This is a genomic window from Paenibacillus sp. Paensp38 (assembly GCF_059491915.1).
Genome location: NZ_CP168516.1, coordinates 282,589 through 303,966, shown reverse-complemented (window position 1 = coordinate 303,966; position 21,378 = coordinate 282,589). Strand labels below are relative to the sequence as shown.

Annotated in this window: 18 protein-coding genes and 1 riboswitch; of the genes, 8 read left to right on the top strand and 10 right to left on the bottom strand. The window is 46.6% G+C overall.

The features are described from left to right. Positions 1 to 12 precede the first annotated feature (12 nt). The 5 genes from isdE to isdC all read right to left on the bottom strand — a co-directional run bounded on the left by isdE (position 13) and on the right by isdC (position 6,920). A complete protein-coding gene (gene isdE, locus ACEN8J_RS01315) occupies positions 13 to 972 on the bottom strand; it encodes a heme ABC transporter substrate-binding protein IsdE (protein ID WP_459760995.1) in 960 nt (319 codons plus the stop codon). Positions 973 to 1,252: 280 nt separating this feature from the next. Then, positions 1,253 to 5,236 carry an NEAT domain-containing protein gene (locus ACEN8J_RS01310; RefSeq protein ID WP_340933171.1) on the bottom strand — a complete coding sequence of 1,328 codons (3,984 nt, stop codon included), beginning with the start codon at positions 5,234 to 5,236 and terminating at the stop codon, positions 1,253 to 1,255. A 98-nt stretch (positions 5,237 to 5,334) separates the two neighbouring features. Beyond that, positions 5,335 to 5,832 (bottom strand): NEAT domain-containing protein, encoded by a 498-nt coding sequence (locus ACEN8J_RS01305; RefSeq protein ID WP_039273678.1) that lies wholly within the window; start codon positions 5,830 to 5,832, stop codon positions 5,335 to 5,337. Between the two features lie 32 nt (positions 5,833 to 5,864). Next, positions 5,865 to 6,332, bottom strand: a complete 468-nt coding sequence (locus tag ACEN8J_RS01300) for an NEAT domain-containing protein (protein ID WP_029519187.1) — start codon at positions 6,330 to 6,332, stop codon at positions 5,865 to 5,867. Between the two features lie 72 nt (positions 6,333 to 6,404). Next, complete coding sequence (gene isdC, locus ACEN8J_RS01295; RefSeq protein ID WP_069012154.1) at positions 6,405 to 6,920, bottom strand: heme uptake protein IsdC; 516 nt, start codon at positions 6,918 to 6,920, stop codon at positions 6,405 to 6,407. 398 nt (positions 6,921 to 7,318) lie between these two features. Here isdC and ACEN8J_RS01290 point away from each other — a divergent pair, with 398 nt between their 5' ends. The 4 genes from ACEN8J_RS01290 to isdG are packed head-to-tail and all read left to right on the top strand — an operon-like array spanning position 7,319 to position 10,447. Continuing rightward, complete coding sequence (locus ACEN8J_RS01290) at positions 7,319 to 8,299, top strand: ABC transporter substrate-binding protein (RefSeq protein WP_340886376.1); 981 nt, start codon at positions 7,319 to 7,321, stop codon at positions 8,297 to 8,299. Positions 8,300 to 8,308: 9 nt separating this feature from the next. After that, a complete protein-coding gene (locus tag ACEN8J_RS01285; RefSeq protein ID WP_176715747.1) occupies positions 8,309 to 9,307 on the top strand; it encodes a FecCD family ABC transporter permease in 999 nt (332 codons plus the stop codon). Continuing rightward, positions 9,304 to 10,095, top strand: coding sequence for an ABC transporter ATP-binding protein (locus tag ACEN8J_RS01280; RefSeq protein ID WP_069012157.1), 792 nt, complete (start codon positions 9,304 to 9,306; stop codon positions 10,093 to 10,095). The genes ACEN8J_RS01285 and ACEN8J_RS01280 overlap by 4 nt, the downstream gene beginning before the upstream one ends. Before the next feature lies 1 nt (position 10,096). Continuing rightward, a complete protein-coding gene (isdG, locus tag ACEN8J_RS01275; RefSeq protein ID WP_029519194.1) occupies positions 10,097 to 10,447 on the top strand; it encodes a heme oxygenase in 351 nt (116 codons plus the stop codon). A 121-nt stretch (positions 10,448 to 10,568) separates the two neighbouring features. On the opposite strand, the gene ACEN8J_RS01270 is transcribed toward isdG, so the two are convergent. The 4 genes from ACEN8J_RS01270 to ACEN8J_RS01255 all read right to left on the bottom strand — a co-directional run bounded on the left by ACEN8J_RS01270 (position 10,569) and on the right by ACEN8J_RS01255 (position 14,282). After that, positions 10,569 to 11,579, bottom strand: a complete 1,011-nt coding sequence (locus tag ACEN8J_RS01270) for an MBL fold metallo-hydrolase (RefSeq protein ID WP_029519196.1) — start codon at positions 11,577 to 11,579, stop codon at positions 10,569 to 10,571. Positions 11,580 to 11,790: 211 nt separating this feature from the next. Further along, positions 11,791 to 11,901: a cytochrome bd oxidase small subunit CydS family protein gene (gene cydS / locus ACEN8J_RS01265; RefSeq protein ID WP_007432143.1), complete on the bottom strand. Its 111-nt coding sequence runs from the start codon at positions 11,899 to 11,901 to the stop codon at positions 11,791 to 11,793. 6 nt (positions 11,902 to 11,907) lie between these two features. Next, entirely contained in the window at positions 11,908 to 12,939 is a 1,032-nt protein-coding gene (locus ACEN8J_RS01260) for a cytochrome d ubiquinol oxidase subunit II (protein ID WP_029519198.1), read from the bottom strand. Next, a complete protein-coding gene (locus tag ACEN8J_RS01255; protein ID WP_069012158.1) occupies positions 12,936 to 14,282 on the bottom strand; it encodes a cytochrome ubiquinol oxidase subunit I in 1,347 nt (448 codons plus the stop codon). The genes ACEN8J_RS01260 and ACEN8J_RS01255 overlap by 4 nt, the downstream gene beginning before the upstream one ends. 351 nt (positions 14,283 to 14,633) lie before the next feature. Here ACEN8J_RS01255 and ACEN8J_RS01250 point away from each other — a divergent pair, with 351 nt between their 5' ends. From ACEN8J_RS01250 to ACEN8J_RS01235, 4 genes are all read left to right on the top strand, one after another. Next, positions 14,634 to 15,188, top strand: coding sequence for a MarR family winged helix-turn-helix transcriptional regulator (locus ACEN8J_RS01250; protein WP_495594185.1), 555 nt, complete (start codon positions 14,634 to 14,636; stop codon positions 15,186 to 15,188). A 91-nt stretch (positions 15,189 to 15,279) separates the two neighbouring features. Continuing rightward, a complete protein-coding gene (locus tag ACEN8J_RS01245) occupies positions 15,280 to 16,518 on the top strand; it encodes an MFS transporter (RefSeq protein ID WP_495594184.1) in 1,239 nt (412 codons plus the stop codon). 289 nt (positions 16,519 to 16,807) lie between these two features. After that, positions 16,808 to 17,941 (top strand): virulence factor, encoded by a 1,134-nt coding sequence (locus ACEN8J_RS01240; RefSeq protein ID WP_165149432.1) that lies wholly within the window; start codon positions 16,808 to 16,810, stop codon positions 17,939 to 17,941. A 121-nt stretch (positions 17,942 to 18,062) separates the two neighbouring features. Next, positions 18,063 to 18,265: riboswitch (Lysine riboswitch) on the top strand. 134 nt (positions 18,266 to 18,399) lie between these two features. Then, positions 18,400 to 19,866: an amino acid permease gene (locus ACEN8J_RS01235; RefSeq protein ID WP_029519205.1), complete on the top strand. Its 1,467-nt coding sequence runs from the start codon at positions 18,400 to 18,402 to the stop codon at positions 19,864 to 19,866. A 130-nt stretch (positions 19,867 to 19,996) separates the two neighbouring features. Here the strand turns inward: ACEN8J_RS01235 and ACEN8J_RS01230 are convergent, their stop codons facing one another. Next, positions 19,997 to 21,373: an MFS transporter gene (locus ACEN8J_RS01230; protein WP_029519207.1), complete on the bottom strand. Its 1,377-nt coding sequence runs from the start codon at positions 21,371 to 21,373 to the stop codon at positions 19,997 to 19,999. Positions 21,374 to 21,378 lie beyond the last annotated feature (5 nt).

Here is a 21,378-nt window from a genome sequence, read left to right as displayed (position 1 = left end):
CATCAGCTTCCTTTAATTCGAAGGATACAGCATTTTCATCAGCTCATCTAGCGCCGAGTTTGCCGCTAGATTCCCTGTTGTGCCAAACAACGGTTCAGGCAGATCATAGACATGCCCATTTTTCACAGCGTTGAAATGCTTCCAGATATCGTTGGTTTTGAACTCTTCATCGAACATTTTCACTACTTCATCCGGCATCCCGTGTGCAGCGCGCAAAATGATATCAGGGTTGGATTGCTGCAAGGCTTCGGTATTGTGGGCAATGAACTCCACCTTCTCGCCCTGAACCACATTTGTTCCGCCTGCAATTTTAACCAGATCCCCAATATAGGAATGCTCGGTAGCCACCAGATAGCTTCCCGGTACTCCCAGCAAAATCAATACTTTAGGAGATTTCTTCCCTTTGATCTTTTGTTGAATCTCAGTTACTTTGGCATCCAACGCTCCATTAATCTCTTTGGCCTTATCGGCTTTGCCAAACGTGTCTCCCAGCTTTTGAATTTCTTTTTGCATATTCGCGAGACTTTCAAAATTCAAAAATTCGGCATTGATTTTCAAATCTTTAAATTTAGGCTCCAGATCATATTTCAGTGTCGTCACCGACAGTACATCCGTCGGCTTCAGTGACATCACTTTTTCCATGTCGGGACTCATCGGATTACCCACATCAGGCACATCCTTGTAACGGTCAGGCAGCACTTTCGTGCTTGTCGGCTTACCAGCCAAATCCAGGCCCAGCGCATCCGTGATTTCCGCAATGGCTACCGTAGTCGCCACAATCCGAGGAGCTTGAGCTTTACCGTCAGACGACTTTCCGGTTGCATCAGATGTTGCCGCTGATTTCGAACCATCGGTCTGATTCTGTCCAGCCTGTCCTCCTCCCGAACATCCGGCCAGCAACAAGATCACGATGCCGATTAACATATACAAACAAAACGATCTTCCTTGAGCCCATGCTATATATCGTTTCATGAAAATCCAGTCACCTCAATTCAAAATATAGAACTGCATTAGGAACCCTAACTTTTCGGGTATCAGGATTTAGCAAAATTCGACTCCAGTCGCTCCAAAGTGCAATATATAGACGAACTAGACTGTTTGATCTACATATTGTTCACTAGAAGTCGCTTATTGGATTTTTGCAAATTCCTCGGGTATGTAAATGCTGACAAGTCTTGACGCCGAGGCACCAAGACTTGCTCGCATACAAACTTTGCTGTTATTCGGGCTTCATTGACGTCACAACCTGAGGCTACTTCGCTTTCAGGCTTGCTTCATCAAATTGGAACTGAACTGTATACCAGTGATCATACGGCACTCCGCCAAGAACCAAGCCAGGCACAATAACGTGTGTGTAAGCACTGATTTTCTGGGACAAGTCCCCTACCTCGAATTGAACAACACGTGTATCGCCGGATGTCGAGATCACTTCTACATCTTTCAGGGTACCGTTTTGCTCCACTTGTAAAGTTGGCATCCAAGAGCTATTTTTCAAAGTTACTTGGATATAGCGCTTGTCTCCCTTTTCAATCAGTGTGGCTGGCTTGTCGAGATAACCGTCCATAACGGAAGCTTCACTCGTTTTGTCTTTAAATACGTTGTAATTAATCGTGTATTGCTTCTCGGAAGCCATTTGAACCGGTTGCTCAACTACTGGTTTGGTTTCAGCTACAGATGCAGTTGTTTCTGCTGCCTTGTCCGTAGAAGCTACTATCGGTTCAGTAGGGGTTACGGTTGTAGCTGTATTGACTCCCTCACCTTTAAGCGATGCACGGTCAAATTGAATCTGTCCGCCGAATTTCTCATTTAGAATGTATTTCTCAGGCAGATATACCTGTGTGTACACACTTAACTTCTTATCCAGATCAGGTACTTCGAACGCAATCGTGTGCGTGTCACCTTTAGTGTCCGAACCCATAATCGTCGGATTGGCATAACGGCCTTCAAAATCCGTTTGGAATAGCTTCAAAGCCTGGTTGTTCGTAACGGTTACATGAGCCTGAACCTTACCGTTTTTCACAATCAACTTCGCTAGACTCTGTACAAAAGGAGCTACTAGAGAATCCTTATCCGTTCCGTTCGCCAGCACACGGAAGTTCGCAGTGTACTCTCCATCGGCCAAGTTATTTTTCCCCTGTTCTACTTCGTCTGCTTTGGTTTCGTTGTGATAAGATACATTGCTGGTATCGAATTTAAATTCAAAATCATATACCTTTTCTACTCGATCCTCCGCCTTGAAAACCATCTGAGCGCTACTTGCCACTTTAGGAGCTTCGTAGACAACCAGTTGGCCTTTTACATTGCTCTTAAAGTCACTTACGCTAAAACGAACATGCTTCGTATTGCTTGCTGCATCTTCCTGGGTCACTTCTGCATCTCGGTAGTCCCCGCTTGCGTTGTCCCAAATACGCAGCGCCTTCACTTCATTGCTGTTTTGCAGCTTCAGACCTACAAACCGTTTGTCGCCTTCCACGACCAATTGCGCCGGTTCGTCAGTGATGAAGCGTTGAGCCTGTGAATCTGCTGCTGTTGAGCCATCTGACAAAACAATACTGAATTTCAAAGCATATTTACCATTGGCAAGCTTGTCAAAATCCAGTTTAATCATGGGATCAGCCGCCCCTGAAGAGGTAGGCTCAACAAAGCTTCGAATGGTAGCAGGCTCGAATTGGAACTGCACATCATACACGTGATCATATGGGATACCACTCAAATCCAATCCAGGTACGATGACATGCGTATTCACTGTCACTTTATCCGACAGATTTGGCACTTCAAATTGTACTGTTCTTGTATTTGCGGAGCTTGATTGATCGACAACCTGAGCCTCTGCACCATTTACTTTGAACGTTTTGATCCAGCTGCTCTTGTCCATTTTGATCTGAATGATATTTTTACCAGACTGTTTTAACAGTGTGGCTGGCTTTTGCATATATCCATCCATCACAGATATTTCATTGCTTCCGTTTTTGAGTACGGAGAAATCAATGCTGTATCTGCCATTTTCAACTGGGGTTGTGGTTCCGTTATCCGGTCCTTTAGCTGTAATGCTGCTGCGGTCAAATTGCAGACGAAGCTTATGATCCATCTCATAAACCCCACCTGGATAGGTCGTGCTCACATGTACCTGTGCATTCAGAATAGCGTCCAAATCCGCCACTTTGAATTTCACAACACGTGTATTAGCATTCCTGTCCTCACTAACGATATCTGCATCCGTAAGTGTCCCGCTTTGTTCTGTTTTAAACTCTGTCACGGTGGTGCTGTCTTTGATGGTAAAGGAGGCTTCATACTTGCCTTTTGATACCGTCAGTGTGGCCGGAGACAATAAATATTGCGCCATGGCCGATTTTTGATCTTTGATTGCGTGCAGCGCATCGAAGTTGATTGAATACGTTCCATCAGCTAAATTCTTTCCGGGCGTGCCTGGTGTGCCTGGCGTCCCAGGATCAACCGGGGTTGTTGCCGCTCCTAATTGAAGATCGACATCATAGGTTTCTACATAGTTCAGCTCAGGCCAGTTGATGCTTACCCATGCATTCAGTTTGGCAGGCACTTCCTTAACCTCAAATTCGATAACACGTGTATTCGCCGTTTGATCTTCACTTACTACGGTCGTGTTGGTCAATACTCCATTTTGTTCTACTTTAAAGCCGTCAATTTGTTTGCTGTTTTTCAAAGTGAACTGTACATATTTCTTGCCTTTACGTTCAACCAGAGTACCCGGTTTTTCTGTATATCCATCCATCATAGACTTTTCACTTGAACCGTCTTTTAACAGCGTGAAGTCCAGATTTGACGTTACTGGAGTTGAACCGTTGTCCGTTCCCGAGATACTGTTTTTATCGAACTGAAGCCGAAGTTTATGGTCCATCTCATAAACCCCACCTGGATAGGTCGTGCTCACATGTACCTGCGCATTCAAAATCGCGTCCAAATCCGCTACTTTGAATTTCACAATACGTGTATTGGCGGTCTTGTCCACACTTACAATATCTGCATCCGTCAACGTTCCATTTTGTTCAGTTTTGAATTCCGTCACTGTAGTGCTGTCTTTAATGGTGAAGGAAACTTCTTTTTGTCCCTTCGCTACCGTCAAAGTTGCCGGAGACAACAGATACTGTGCCATGGCTGATGGCTGATCTTTTGTGGCGTGCAGGGTATTAAAATTAATAGAATACGTTCCATCCGCCAAATCTGATGGGGCGGGTGCAGAAGACATCTGAAGATCTACATTATAAGTATGCACGTAGCCCAGCTCAGGCCAGTTGATGCTCACCCATGCGTTGAGCTTGGCAGGCAGTTCTTTCACTTCAAACTCGATCACTCGTGTATTCGCAGTTTGATCTTCACTTACAACAGAAGTGTCGGTTAACACCCCATTTTGCTCTACCTTAAAACCATCAATCTGTTTGCTGTTCTTTAATGTGAACTGGGCATATTGTTTACCTCCACGCTCAATTAGTGAGCCTGGTTTCTCCGTATACCCATCCATCATAGACTTTTCATTGGTTCCATCTTTCAAAAGGGTAAAGTCCAAATCAGAAAGTTTTTCTCCTGCATTAGGAGGCGTCACCGGTGGTGTTACAGGTGGAACCGTTGGATTCTCCGTTGAGTTTTTAAGTCTCAAGCTGGAAGGATCAAACTCAATCCATTCCTTCACTGAACGATCTGGATCGGTATCTACATACCACGGAGAACTGCTATTAAATCCAAACTCCGTATTTACATTTTGATGAAAATCATAAACATCGAAGCTTACAGTCCCGGAAGCTTTCCCAGAATCCACCTCTATTTTTGCGGGAACTGTTTCCCCGTTTTGTTCTACTAAAAATTTCGATAGCCCTTGAGTTTCCGCAAACTTAAATGAAAAATGGTATTTTCCATCCTTAATGATCAAATCTCCAGGATAGGTATAGTTTGTTTTGAAACTCGAATCTCTGGTGTTACCGCTGACTGTCTTTCTTAAAGGTTTGTAATCAATCAGGTATTCTCCATCTGCATAGGTCGCATCTGTGGTAGTTACAGCATTGGTAGGCTCAGCATATGTGCTAGGTACTTCTACCGGCATCTCATAAGTAGCATAAGTAGCACTAGTGACTGTAGTGCTTGAATCGGGCAAATTTTGGGAAGTGGAATCAACTTCAGGGGTTGCTCCTACGTATGGTGAAAATAAAGAAAACAACATTAGAATAGCAGCGAATGTCGTAATGTATTTGTTAAATCGGCTTTTCAAGGTGATGTATCCCCCTACTTAAAATATACTCATTTGGGGCATTGAAAGTAAGCTCCAAATGAGTATTCAATTCAAAATTATATTTTCAAAAAGAAGCCTTAGATATCGCTGTCGTCGAATTGGAATTGAACAACATAGTCGTGATCGTACGGAATACCACCAGTGTATTCTGCAGGCACACTTACATGCAGTTTAACGTTCAATTTTTGAGACGGGCTAGTTACAGGGAATTCGACTATTCTTGTATCCCCTGATGTGCTTACCACAGTCGCATTCACATACTGACCGTTTTGTTGAGTTTTGAATTCAGTAACCCATGCACTCTTGGTAATAGCTACTCTCACTTTATATTGACCATTCGTAACAATCAGTGTGGCTGGTTTTTTCACATAACCATTTGTGTCCATGTAAGATGGCTGAGTGGTTCCATCTTTATAAACGGTATAAGGCAATTGATACGTTCCATTAGGCAAAGCCGCATTCGCCTTATTGGCAGAAAATGGGGCCAGTACCACAAAAACAAGCGCTGCCATCAGTACAGTAAGCATTACTTTTTTCAAAGACAATTTTTCCATACGATTCATAATCATGTTCATGTTCTTAATCTCCTTTACGTTTTATTTTTGGATTATATTTCGTCGAATTGCAGTTGTACATCATACTTGCCTGTGTAGCCGATTACTGGGATTGTGATTTCAGCGTAAGCATTCACTTTTGCATTCAGATCAGCAACCTCGAATTCCACTACACGAGTGTTGCTAGCAGTATCTGTGCTCACTACAGTCGCATCTTGCAGTACGCCATTTTGCTCTACTTTGAACGTTGTAATCAGATTGCTGCTTTTCACAGTCAGACGAACGACATTTTTGCCGTTAGCTACCGTAACCTGAGCAGGCTTCGTCAGGTAGCTATCCAATCGAGAAGTCTCATTGGTTTGATCCTTCAGAACGGTGTAGTCTACGTTGTACGTGCCGTCGGCTGCTGCCGCTTTAGCTGAGAATGGAGCAACAAGTGCAAAAACAAGCGCTGTCATGATCAATGCTACGAATACCTTCTTAAAAGAAAATTGCTCAAAGCGATTCATTACCATATTCATATCTACACACACTCCTCCATTTTTTATGCTTGAATTTGTGTTGATTTTATGAACGATAGAGATGGCTTGAATTTACTTCTTGGAAGATTTAGTTGATTTTGCTGACTGGACGGCTGCTACTTTTTTGACACTTTTGGAATCAAAAGCGAAACGGATCGTATAGTCATGATCGTAGTTATACGCAGGGACAGTAACATGGATTTTAGAGATTAGCGGGCTGTTCACACTCGTAATTGGAAATTGTACGGTGCGGGTATCGGTTTTGGCATCCTTATGGATGACCTTGGTATCGATGATTTTGCCTTTGTAATCTACTTTAAACCCAGTTGTCCATTCGCTATGATTCAGCTTAATTTGCATGGTCATTTGACCTTTTTTCACATACAACTTAGCTGGTTTTTCAAAATAATCATTAGCCATGGACACCGAGTCATTTTCTGCCTTGAGGATATTGTATTTGAGCGTGTATGTACCATCCGCCAATTTTGGAGAAGCCGCAGCGGCTCCTACAGATGACGAAGTTGGCCAAAAGCTCAGCACACTCACCAGCAGAAACACAGCAATAATTGCAGAATACCCCTTCTTCATTTTGACAGCAGTCCCTCCCCACGAGAATAAACTAATTGATTATCATTCTCAATTGGTAATTTAAAAAAAATAGCTCTTTTCGAGCTTGTCTCCCCACCTCTCTATTCCATAATTTCGCAAAATAAAGTAAACCCATCACCAATATATCTTACACTTTTCGAAAATGTCAATATGTATTTGCGTGTACGAAATCCCTTGATATATGCTATTTTTTAAGAAAAATTTGTAGTTCCTTCTTCTTTAATTCGAATATATCCCTTTTATTTTTAGTTCAAAATTTATTTAAAAATTTTGTTTTTTTAATTGACATTGCCCAGTGATATTCATTATCATTCTCTTATATATAATTGAAAATGATTATCATTATTGTTTAACTCGAAAATTGCAGGAGGAATAACATGAAATCTTATATGTTGTGGTCGTCCGCAGTGCTTTTATTGGCAGTTACCGGATGTAGTAATGGTGCCCCGACCACAGATCATAAACCAACCAGTGCCTCCGTATCTGCCACTTCTGGCACGACAAGCAGTGCAGCCATCCAAGTTACTGATTTTTCAAAACGGACGTTGGCGTTTCAAAAGGTTCCTCAACATATCGTTGCGCTCAGCAATGGCGATCTGGATATTATATACGCATTGGGCGGGACAGCCGTAGGAAGACCCAACTCCAATGGACCTGTCGTCGTACCTGCTGCTGAGAACGTTCAGCAAATAGGCTCCACTCATGAAGTAGATTTGGAGAAAATTACGATGCTCAAACCGGATGTCGTGCTAGGCAATTATCCTATGAATGAAAAAGACATTCCAGCCATTGAAGGAGTAGGTTCACAGCTGCTGCTGACTAGTGCCAATTCAGTTCAGGATATCCAGACACAAATTACACTGTTCGGACAATTACTACAAAAGCAAGCCGGGGCCGTAAAGCTGAACCAGCAAATTGACCAACAAGTAACCAAGCTACAAAAGGAAACCGCTTCTGCCTCCAAACCGAAGGTGTTGCTCGTCTACGGAGCCCCGGCTACGTACATGGCGGCACTGCCGAATTCACTGAGTGGAAACATTCTGGAAGCTGCGGGTGGCTCTAACATCGCCGCTGATTTTCCGGGCCTGCAAAATTTCCCGCAATATGCGCAGCTGAACACAGAACGCATCATACAGGCTGACCCTGACTACATCTTCATCATAACTCATGGCAATACAGAAGATGTTAAAGCTGCATTTATAAAGGAAATGCAGGAAAATGCAGCTTGGAACGGAATCCGAGCAGTTAAAAACAATCAGGTCGAGGTTTTACCTTCAGATCTGTTCGGTACGAATCCGGGCACACGGGTCACTAAAGCGCTGGATTTGATGCATCAAAAGCTGTATCCGGCGAAATAGGCGATGGCGATGAACAAACTACAGCGCGCCAGAAGACGCACCATCGCCTGGATTACCCTTCCGATTCTACTGCTGGCCGTCTCTGTGTACGGTCTAGCCTACGGTTCGGTGTCGATTCCACTTCAAGAAATCAATCATGTTTTGCTACATAATGATGAATCTACATATCGCACGATCCTGATGGATCTCCGGCTACCCAGAGTATTAGTAGGTTTACTGGTAGGAGCTTGTCTTGCAGCTTCCGGAGCACTTCTTCAAGGTGTCATGAAAAATCCATTGGCTGACCCTGGCATTATTGGTGTATCGGCTGGAGGTGGACTTGCCGCCGTCATTACGATGGTGATGCTTCCCCAGCTCAGTTACCTTCTTCCGATAACCGCCTTTTTGGGAGCCTTTCTGAGCGCAATCGTCATTTATCTGCTGGCTTGGGACCGAGGGGCGTCGCCTGTCAAAATTGTGCTGGCTGGCGTTGCGATCAATGCGCTGCTGGGCGCACTCACCAACGGCGTAATGGTCATGTTCAGCGACCGCGTACAGGCCGTTCTTCCTTGGCTATCCGGCGGATTAAACGGAAGAAGCTGGCATCATCTGGAGTTCATGGCGCCTTACGCCATCATTGGATTAATCGCCTCTTTCTTTGCGATTAAACCTGCTAATTTACTGCTACTGGGCGACGATTCAGCACAGCTGCTGGGCCAGCGAGTAGAGCTTCAACGTATGCTCATTATCCTGCTTTCTGCCCTGCTCGCCGGTACAGCAGTCAGTGTAGCCGGGTTGATCGGCTTTGTAGGACTGGTCGTTCCCCATGTCATACGGCTGCTAATCGGGGAAGATTATCGTTTCCTCCTTCCCCTTTCCATTGTGGGCGGCGGAACGCTGGTTGTTCTCGCAGATACGGTGGCGCGATCCTGGTTTGACCCGATTGAACTGCCTGTAGGTATTTTGCTGGCCGTCATTGGGGCACCGTTCTTCTTAATCTTACTCAAGAAACGGGGGAATTTCGGATGACAGCCATTCAGGGTGAGCATATCTCCTTACAACGTGGGTATTTCAAACTGGTCGATGTGAATATCACCTTGCCTGCTGGTCAGCTCACCGCGATCGTCGGGCCGAACGGTTCAGGCAAATCCACGCTTTTGCGGATTATGACCCGGTTGCTCAAGCAGGATCAGGGTCAGGTTTCCGTATTGGGCAAGCCCGTGCAGGAATACAAGCGGCGTGATTTTGCCCAGACGATTACAATGCTACCGCAAATGAAGGATATGCTGCCGTTATTGACGGTCCGCGAGCTGGTCGCTTACGGAAGATCTCCTCATGCCAAGGGCTTGAAGGTACGCTATACCGGACAGGACCAGCAAATCGTGGACCATGTCATGAAGATCACGGGTATCCAGCCCTATGCGGATCGGATGTTCCATACTCTATCGGGAGGTGAACAACAAAAAGCGCGAATTGCAATGGCCTTGGCCCAACAAACGGGTATTCTTTTGCTCGATGAACCGACCACTTTTCTGGATATCGCCCACCAATTTGAAGTTATGGATATGCTGCGGCGTATCAATCACGAGTCCGGCTTGACGATTGTTATGGTACTACATGATTTGCAGCAAGCTGCGGCCTATTGTCATCATATGATTGCGCTTAAAAAGGGACGAATCGCCGTTGTCGGCGAACCCCATGAGATTTTGACGTCTGCTTTTCTTCGCGACATTTATGAAATGAACGCTACCATCAAATTTGAGGATGGCTATCCGGTTATTATACCGACCATACCACATCATTCAGGAGGAATTTAATATGGTTATCGTAACAAATACATCTAAAATCACACCGGGCAATGCACATCTACTCATCGAAAGATTTAACAAAGAAGGAAAAGTTGAAAAAATGGAAGGCTTTCTCGGTCTGGAAGTGCTGCTGACTGAAAACACGGAGGATTATGAGGAAGTAACGATCAGTACACGATGGAAAGAAAAAGAGAACTTCCAAGGCTGGACGAAAAGCGAAGCTTTCCGCGAATCCCATAGCCATCGTCAAATTCCGGACTATATTATTGAAAATAAAATCACGTTCTATGAAGTTAAAATCGTTCGTCATCCCATCGCCAACAGCGATTCCTCTTTGGCAAGTGATTCCGAAGCAGTTTAACCCTGCATTATAGCTAAAAACCAAAAAAGGCGGCTCGGCAGGCAAAGTTAATTGTCCGCCGAGCCGCTTTGTTTATCAGGATTTTGCAAAATCCTCTTATATAAGGATGATGTCGAATCTCTCAGATTGTAGTTGAACAGCGACGTCCAATTTTCAGCGTCTCTCCGTGCCCTAGAACATGAATGCGTTCCTTCGCAATACCCATACGCTCACGCTCCGCTTCGAGACGATCCAGCGCCTCTCTTGGCGTATCATCCGCTAGTTTGAAGGCTCCGTAGTGCATCGGAATCATCTGATCTGCGCCGCAATCTACAAACCCTTGCAATGCCTCCTCCGGTGTCACGTGCTGCGAGGTCATGAACCATTCCGGTTCATACGCGCCAATCGGCATAAAGGTCAGGTCAATGGCAAAGCGCTCGCCAATCTCCTTAAACCCACGAAAATATCCAGTGTCTCCCACAAAATACAACGTCGGTGTATGCTCTGAATCTGTATTCGAATGAGGATGAGATTCCGTGACGGACGTGGCAGAGCCAATCACCTGCTGTTCACTTTGCAGAACGTATCCACCCCAATGCGAAGTGTTCGTATCAAACGGCGTGCGTCGTGTCCAATGCTGGGCTGGAACAAATGTAAATCGTACCCCTCCTACCGTAAAATGCTCCCACCATTGCAGCTCATGACAGTTACGAAAACCTTTGCGGATCATTTTTGCCTTTAACCCTGTGGGTACAAGCATCAGCGTATTTGCACGATATAATTTCCGTAAGGATTCTAAATGTAAATGATCATAGTGTGAATGAGACAGCAGAATGATGTCTAGTGGTGGTACATCCTGGATGCGAATGCCGGGCGGGGCCAACCTTTTATCAAAAGCCATACGCTCTGCCCACACCGGATCGGTGATGATATTCAGCCCAAGATACTGGATGAAAAAGGTGGAATGTCCCACCCAGGTGGCTGTCGCCATCTCCCGATTGCTATGCAGAAACTCCAGCTCCGGGGGATGGTTTGGCACAACGAACGTATAATCCTTTATTTTGCTGCGTCGCTCTTGCCGCCATTGTCTGAATTGCTTGATGGTTTTATCGGTATTTACATGATCCATATTGTTAAAGCGAACTTTGGGCATGATGCAGCTCCCTCCCTGACGAACCCGTTCTCCAAAAAACGCAGCGGTTCAATTTAACTATATATTGTCATTCGAGTGTGAACATAAAATGATGCAACATCCTGATCTATGTAAAGTATAATTCAATCACGTCTGTAAAGGAAATTCTGCGATAATACAGCAAAAACAGACCTCCCGGATCAATCAGGAAGGCCTGTTCCACCTGTTGTTGTCAGTCTTGTGGATTTTTAAAGCGTGCCGAATAAATAAACAAAAACACAATCGCCACTACGATAATGATAGGTGACTCATACATAATCGTAAAATGCTCGAAAGCAGCCACTCTAACTCACCCTTTCTTCCCTTCATGTCCGCGCACATATTTTGCATCGAACAGAAACAATCTTAATATCAGGATCAGCGAAGGGATCAGCACCAGCAGACCCGCAACAAACGCCGTAATCAACGCATACGCCATCGTAGAATTTGTAAAGCTGTCGTAGACATTAATGTAGGGATACAGAACATACGGGAGATGCGAGCGGCCGTAGCCATACCAGGCAAATGCAAATTGCAGCATCACCAATATGAACGAAACCCCTAGATGCCGCCGCTGCCATACCAGATAAACTGCTCCCGCAAAGCATATGAAGGATGCGACAAACATCCAGGCTATGTTCAGCATATTGGTAAAATGATCTGGATTTTGTTTGTTAATCTGAAAAAATGCGAGCAGACTCGCAACAATCGTTGGACCGCTCCAAAGCAGTGCATATCCTCGTACGATTTCAAAAGCGACCTTGTCTCCTGCCCTTTTGGCATAATAGGCCAAAAACATCGCCGAGATATACAGTACGCTTACCAACGCCAGAAAAATAACCGCCCACGTGTAGGGATTGCTTAATAGCTGCCCCCATTGCAGGTGCACACCTGTACTGTTCTCCACAATAATGCCGCCTTCCGATATAGCGAGGACCGTCGACAGTGCCGCCGGAATCAGTAACCCTGTCGCACCGTACAACGCCATGTAGACGATATTATTGGTGCCGGAATGCCCATACGTATTGTATGCATAATACACTCCCCGGATGGCGAGAAGTACAATCGCAATACTGCCGGGAACGAGTAACGCCGTACCATAGTAATATGCCGCATCCGGGAAGAACCCGTTTAATCCCACCACAAAAAAGATGAGAAATACGTTTGTTACCTCCCACACCGGGGATAGATACCGTTGAATAATATTGTGGATTTTGTTCTGGTGGCCTGTTAACACACTGTAAAAGCTGAAAAACCCTGCACCAAAATCAATAGATGCTATAAGCAAATATCCGAACAGGAACGTCCACAAAATGGCGATGCCTACAATTTCATAGCTCACTTACCATCAGCCCCTTCCAGGCCGAGCTGTCTTATCTCTTCCACCGCATCCTTATTGCGAAATAGCTTGCTGAGTACCTTAATGGCCGAGAAGCACAACACCAGATACAAAATAACAAACAACACCAGCATCCACCCAACACTCGTAGAAGTGGTTGCTGCTTCGGACACCTTCATATATCCGCGTAAAATCCACGGCTGTCTACCGACCTCCGCGAACATCCATCCGAGCTCAATAGCTACCATCGCCATCGGCCCCACCAGAATGAGCGCCAACAGCAGCCATCTGGGGTATGGTTTGCGACCTGGCAAACGCTTGCGGATCAGATACAACAGCGGAATGACGAGAATCAGCACCCCTGTGGTGATTTTGAGGTCAAACATATAATGGATAGACAGGGGCGGACGCTCATCTACGGGATAATCATTTAATCCCTTGACCTCCGTACTGGGCAGGTTCCCGGCCAACACACTAAGTGCATAAGGCACTTTCAGGGCATATTTGATTTCACCGTTCTTATCCATGTATCCGCCATATACGAAGGGCGCGTGCGTCATCGTATCAAAATGCCATTCGGCGGCGGCCAGCTTCTCCGGCTGATATTTGGCCAGAAATTTACCGGATGCATCTCCAATCATCACTGTACTGATGGCAAACACAATGGTACAGGTGGCAGTGAGCTTCAGCGCCTTTTTAAAATAAGCGTGATTACGTCCCCGCAGCATACTGTAAGCAGCCAGTCCCATCAGCACCCCAGCGCTCAATGTATACGAGGAAGCCAGTACATGAGAAACTTTGGTCGGCGTAGCCGGATTTAGCATGGCCTCGATGGGATGAATATTTGTCATGACTCCATTTTTGAGTGTAAAGCCTTGAGGTTGGTTCATGAACGAGTTCACAGTCGTAATAAAAACCGCTGATGCAGATGAGGCAATCGCTACCGGGATGAGCAGCATCAGGTGAAAATATTTGCTTTTAAACCGATCCCAGGTATACAAATAGATGCCTAGGAATATAGCTTCGATGAAAAAAGCAAACGTCTCCAAAAACAGGGGCAGCGCAATCGCTTGTCCAGCCACCCGCATAAAGGTGGGCCAAAGCAAGCTGAGCTGCAGACCAATGGCGGTGCCTGTAACGACACCCACGGCAACGGTAATGACAAACCCTCGCGCCCACCGTCGGGCCAGCAGGGTGTAATGTGGATCACCGGTTCGCAGTCCTCGCCATTCTGCTAGTGCAATCATTAAGGGGACGCCAACGCCGATAGATGCAAATACGATATGAACAAACAGGGTAATTCCGGTCAGCATCCGGCTTAGCAATACAGGGTCCAGTGAAGACAAATGGGTTTCACTCCTTCATTTCACATTTTAAACTTCGTGGATCACTCTGGATTACCAACTAAGGAGTCAAGCGAGCTATGCTTTTAATTACGGCATATAGCATAATGGCCGCAATTACTATACATACAATAATGAGCGTTCTTTCCTGCTTGCGGAACATCGGAACGCCTCCTTCACTTATCTATTGGCGCATTTTGGTAACCTATTCACAGTTTGGTTCATTCTTCCGAGTTTTAACCCTGCTTCTGCATTGAATATAGCCGTATTTCTTTTTAGATATTGTCTTATGCATTTCAATACGTTATATTGATATATAGTTAGATAACCTAATTATATGAAAAGAGTGAACTTGTGCCACCAAAACAAAGTAAGCGGGACACCGTCCAGCAACCCCTTCCCCGTCTGGGTCCAGAACCTTATCTGGAGCTAATGGATCAAACTGCTCTTGCAGAAACGAATCGACAACTCGCCCGTATTGGTCTCTTCTTGCTATGGACGGGTGATAATACGCTCGACGCAATAGATTTGGATCTAGCTGCTTATGGCCTGACAGAGAGTAAGCTAGATTTATTGTTGCTGTTGACACTACACCAATCCCAGGCTCAGATGAGCCCTTCAATGATTGCCGACCGTCTGGGAATTCGTCGTGCATCTGTTACATCTCTCCTAGACTGGACAGAGCAACGAGGCTGGATTATCAGAGAACATAATTCCTCAGATCGACGCAAAATTCATGTGCGCATTACAGAAGGGGGATCTCATCTTGTACAGCAAGTGCTTCCTGTATTTTGGTCTTCCTGTGCTTCTCTAGCGAGTATTTTGGAGCCTGAGGAGCAGGTCGTTTTTTCGCGGATTATAGAAAAAATCCATCATCATATGGAAAACAGATTGGGGGTGGGCAGATAAATTTTTTTTAAACATATAATTAGGTTACCTAATATATTTAATTTCGTGTATTACCAAGCCACTTATTTTATGATCAAGGAGTGTTCAATTGATGAGTAAATTACGAACCAATCATACCGTTATACAGAAAGAAAATGTGGCTCTCCCTTATGCATGGATGACTGTAATCCTATGCTGGTCAGCGGTTGCCGTTATGTCCAGCCTGTATGTGACGATCCCTTTGGTCCCTCTTTTTGCTAAAGTGTTTGGAAAAACGCTTGCTGAAGTAGCCCTACCGGGCAGTATCTTTTCCTTAGGCTTTGCGGCGGGATGTCTTGTTTATGGTGGATTGTCTGACCGCTTTGGACGAAAGCAGGTTATCGTCATCGGACTGCTCGCATTAACGATTATTTCGTTATCCATCAGCTTAACCAGTCAATATTCTGTATTAGTTACACTGCGCTTGCTTCAGGGTTTAGCTGCGTCCACCTTTTCACCCGTTGCTCTTGCATACGCTGTCGATATGTTCCCGATCGAAAAACGGGTAACGGCTATCGGCTTTATCAGCACCGGTTTTCTAGTAGCAGGTATCGCTGGTCAGGTATTTAGTATTGTCATTAGCGAACAAATGGGGTGGAATACAGTATTTCGGATGCTAGGCATTTTGTATGCAATTACCTTCCTAATCGTCCTTTTTTTCCTACCTAAAACCCCCTCCCCTCAACGAGGTGTTCGCATTTGGGCAGCTTTCAGTCAGTTGGGTACCGTTCTGCGCTCGTATCCTTTATGGTTAAGCTACACGGTTGCTTTTGTTCTCCTGATGTCCTTTGTGAGCATGTATACGGTTTTGGGTAGCTATCTTGGCGGCCCTGAATTTGGCCTGAATAGCCGACAGATGCTTTATGTCAGATCCGCTGGTATCATCGGCATGCTCCTTTCACCATTCGCCGGAAAGCTAGCCCAGAAATACGGTGTGCACCTTATATTACGTACAGCTCTTATTCTTTCCATTCTGAGTTTGGCGCTGATGGGAATGACACACTCTCTTATGACTATCGTGGTGTTGAGTGTATGCTTTGTCAGCGGCATTGCCCTGAGTGTTCCTTCACTCATAGCAATCGTCGGCCAGCTCGGCGGTGCAGCGAGGGCTATAGCTGTCTCACTATATACCTTCATCCTGTTTGCCGGTACAAGTCTAGCTCCTATGCTCTCCATTCGTTTGATGGGGAATGGCGGCAATCAGATGACTACATTTATGCTGCTGGCGGCAGTTCTGTCTGTGGGATTTATCGCCTCCCTGCGCATTCGGATGCTACTTCCCATCGCCACCGCCCCCGGATTTCTAGAATAAGGCCTATGATTAGGGTAAAAATCCGGGGACCAAAGCGACCGCTACGCTTGTACAGCACCATTCCGCCTACTCCGTTTTCATGTTAATTTTCCGAGTTCGGCTTATATAGCATCCTGTTTTTATTAAAAAACCTCCATATTCATCAGACATGTTTACCTGAATTAGTGTGAGATATGTCATTGTGTTTTCCTCGGAAACGCCAACTTCTCTTTGGAGAGATTCGCAGAATGAGTTACAATACAGATAAGCTATATATGGAGAACTTTTGAACAGGAGGCTGTACTGAGCTATGAAAATAACATCTATCGAGCCAACTCCCAGTCCGAACACCATGATGCTGCATCTGGATGAGCGACTGGAAGCGGGTATCCGCAGAACATATACACGAGACAATGAGCGTTCCGCTCCCCCATTTATCCGGCGCATGCTGGGCATTGAAGGGGTCAAAAGCGTGTTTCACACGACCGATTTTGTAGCCCTTGACCGCAAAGGGAATGCAGATTGGTCTACCATTCTGGGTCAAGTCCGAGATCAGCTAGGCGAGGAAGGCGCTGACGCCAATTGGGATTTGCCAGAGGAAACCTCTGGAGAAGCGTTTGGCGAGGCACAGGTTTTTGTGCAATTTTTTCGCGGCCTTCCTATGCAAATTCGAGTCAAGGCAGGGCATCAGGAGGAACGAATCTCCTTGTCCGACCGCTTTGTGCAAGCCGTTACCCGTGTAGCGAGCGCAACGCTGATTAAGGAACGCAAGCTGAGTGATTACGGCGTCCGCTATGGTGAACTGCCGGACATTGCACGTGAGGTTGAGCAGGAACTGGAGGCAGCCTTTCCACAAGAGCGGCTGGAGCAGATTATCCAACAAGCGATTGCCCACGGCGCAAACAACAGCGAATTCGTGGAGGAACGCCGCGAGTGGAGCGATGCCGAGCTGGAGCAGGCCCTGCAACACGAAGATTGGCGTACACGCTACGCTGCGCTGGATCGGCTGGACCCGACGCCCGAGCATTTGCCGCTTATCCGGCAAGCGCTGCATGACGACAAAATGCAGCTGCGGCGACTGGGCGTCGTCTATCTGGGCGATATTCGCTCACCGGAGGCGATGGAACTGCTAGCCGAGGCGCTGCGCGATCCTTCAGCGGCAGTACGCCGCACCGCAGGCGACACGTTGTCGGACATCGGCGATCCGGTCGCTACCAGTGCAATGATCGGAGCCCTGTCGGATAGCAGCAAGTTGGTGCGCTGGCGGGCGGCACGTTTTTTATACGAGGTGGGAACCGAGGATGCGCGTGATGCGTTGGAGAAGGCGGTCGATGATCCCGAATTCGAGGTCAGTCTACAGGCTAAAATGGCGCTGGAACGCATCGAATCAGGCGAACAAGCCGCGGGCACAGTTTGGCAGCAGATGGCCAAGCGGAACTCTTAATTTAAGATTCTACGAGTGATTTTCAAAAAATTGTCGATTGTCAGAAGATGTACAGGTACGATATACTGTAATTCGCTATACAATAAAATATCATGTCATACACCTCATCAACCCTGTTTTATGATGAGGTAGAGGTCGCGGATGTAATCGGTACACCGGAGGAGACGATAAGAGCCGTCTGAGATTCCAGTGGAAAGGTACACCCGCCGAAGTATGCGGAGCTGACTCTTTGTAAATACTCCGAATGCTGGGGCTGCTAACCGAAAGGAGCAGAACTGTCACACGCTGTCCTAACACAGACACGTGTGTTGAGCTATCTTGTTATAGAAGAAGGTATGGTGCGGAATGCATAGACAAAACCGCAGGCGTATTCCCTGCGGTTTTTTGATTTATATACTCCCCCTCCTTCTAGCTCTTGCCCTGACATGAAATACAATTTCATGAAGGAGTGTTTGAACGTGCAACACAGAGCAACATCTGACGGAACCTTGCGTAAAAGTCTCAAAGCCCGCCATATGACGATGATCGCCCTCGGCGGTTCTATCGGAACAGGTCTGTTCCTCGCCAGTGGAGGCGCAGTTGCCGAAGCTGGACCCGGTGGTGCCCTGCTGGCTTATGCAGCAGTTGGCCTCATGGTCTACTTCCTTATGACCAGCCTCGGTGAGTTGGCTACATTTATGCCTGAATCCGGCTCTTTTAACACCTATGCAGGTCGCTTCGTCGATCCGGCTTTTGGTTTCGCCATGGGCTGGAACTTCTGGTACAACTGGGCGGTGACGATTGCTGCCGAATTGGCAGCAGCGACCGTGCTGATCAAATACTGGTTCCCGGAAAGTCACTCTGCCTGGTGGAGTCTGTTATTCCTGGCCGTAATCTTCGCACTGAACGCGTTGACCGTCAAAGGCTACGGTGAGTCTGAATACTGGTTCGCCATGATTAAAATTGTGACTGTGGTCATCTTTTTGACTGTAGGTGTGCTGATGATCTTCGGCATTATGGGTGGTCCTGCGGTCGGCTTTGCCAACTTCACGGTAGGAGACGCCCCGTTCCATGGTGGATTCTTTGCTGTACTGGGCGTATTCATGGCAGCGGGCTTTTCCTTTCAGGGAACGGAGCTGATTGGGGTAGCCGCTGGAGAGAGCGAAAATCCGCGTGAAAATGTGCCGCGCGCCATCCGTCAAATCTTTTGGCGCATCTTGTTCTTTTATATTCTCGCAATTCTCGTGATTGGATTGATCATTCCGTACACCAATCCGAATCTGCTGCGGGGAGATATCAGTGATATCGGGGTCAGCCCGTTCACGCTCGTATTTGAAAAAGCAGGGCTTGCGATTGCTGCCTCTGTTATGAACGCCGTTATTTTGACTTCCGTATTGTCGGCAGGTAACTCGGGTATGTACGCGGCCACTCGGGTACTGTACGCTTTGGCACGAGAAGGTAAAGCCCCGCGTTTCCTCGGACGTATCAATAGACGCGGCATTCCTATGAACGCGCTGCTGATCACGACCGCTGTCGGTATGCTAGCCTTTCTCGCCTCCCTGTATGGAGACGGTGTAGTCTATAACTGGCTGCTGAATGCTTCTGGAATGTGCGGATTTATTACGTGGGTCGGAATTGCAGTCAGCCATTATCGTTTCCGCCGTGCCTTTAATGCACAGGGTCACAGTCTGAGTGAGCTTCCATACAAAGCCCGTTGGTTCCCATTTGGCCCGTTGTTCGCCTTCGCTCTGTGTATCATTGTCATTATCGGGCAAGGGGCGGATGCCTTCACCGGACAGGAGATTGACTGGAAAACGATGATCGCTACGTACATGAGTGTGCCGCTATTCCTTCTGCTGTGGCTCGGCTACAAATGGACCAAACGTACTAAAATCGTGCCATTAAAAGAATGTGATTTGAGCCCGGATGCTTCTTCGGATAAATAATAGAAGACATTAAAAAAAGCCCGTCTCCACATATCAGGGAGAACACGCTGGTAAACCTGGTCCAAGACTGTTTATCCGCATGTTCACCTGTATATGCCCGGAGACGGGCCTTTTCTTTTTCTTTTTCTGTTTATTTGGAAGAAGCAGCTACTTCAGCTGATAAAGACATAGATAAGGCACGACGACTAAAAATACCGTATATGACAGCAATCAGCGTCAACCCTGCTGAAAACAAGTACAAATTAACGATACCCAAATGATCTGCAATCCAGCCCATTAAAAGCAGCGAAATACAAAACGTTAGGCTTGTCAGCGTAGCCTGGGCGGACAGCACCTTAGGCAAATCATGTACAGACACACTCATTTGCATCATCGTACGGCGGGATACGACGGACATTTCCGCAGGTAGTCCCATCAACAGCACGATAAGCAGCGTTAGTGGCGGTAATGTGTTCAGTGCATACCAAGCTGTCAGCAGCCCATAACCTGCCATCCCCGCCAACATGGCGGGCAGCAGTCTGCGCTGCAAATACTTGACGCAGGCGAGGACCACGATACCGCCGCCAATCGCTCCTGCAAAATACGCTGCATTGATGTATCCCCACCATGCCTCACTTTTGTGCAAGACCTGCTGAGCGAAAGCAAGCGTGAACGCGCCTACCCAAACCGAACCCCCTAGAAGGTCAATCATATCCATAAAAATAAGAGCTTTCAGTCTGCGACTGGCTCCGATGAGGCTCCAGCCTTCACGAAGTATTTCCTTTTTACGCTTGGGAGGTAGTGTGGGGCTCTCAGATTCCGGGCCATATAGTGTATCTTCCAACTGTGCAGGAGGCAAGTCATGATGCCCTTGCCCGGGTTCAGTTAGAGCTTCGAAAACTGAGACATCTCCACCTCGCACCCTTGTTCCAGGTTGCAGCAAATAATGAGCTTTGCCCTCTAGTGGATCTCGAATCAGGCTGGTGAAGATCATGGCTATCATATATAATCCGCCAGCAACCAGTAGTGTTTTTTCCGAACCTAGCATGGCTACGAGCACACCACTAAGCCCCCACCCCGCTAATTGCACCGTCTGATCGCTGACCGATACCAGACTGTTTGCCCGCATAAGTCCTTCCCCGGACGCAAGGCGAGGAATCAGCGCATTACGCGCAGGCGTAGTCCATCCGTCCAGAAAGGACATGGCTGCCACCAACGTAAACACAATCACCCATATCGGCTCCGTGCCTGCTGACCACAAGTGGCCCAGCAGAACAGCAAAGAAAGCCAGTTGCCCGAACTGAGAAACGAATAAAATAAAAGGAAGCTGGAATCGGGCCAAAATGAGCGGTGCTAAAAAGCCGCTGATCATCTGTGCCCCCATTCGCAGCAACGGAACGAGCACCGAAGAGAAGATGGAGTCTGTTTCATGAAAAACCAAAGACACAAGTGCCATAATATAAAGAATGTCGGCCGCATTGGACATGGTCTGCGTGCCAAGCAAATAGGTAAAGGAACGCCTGTGCATATAAA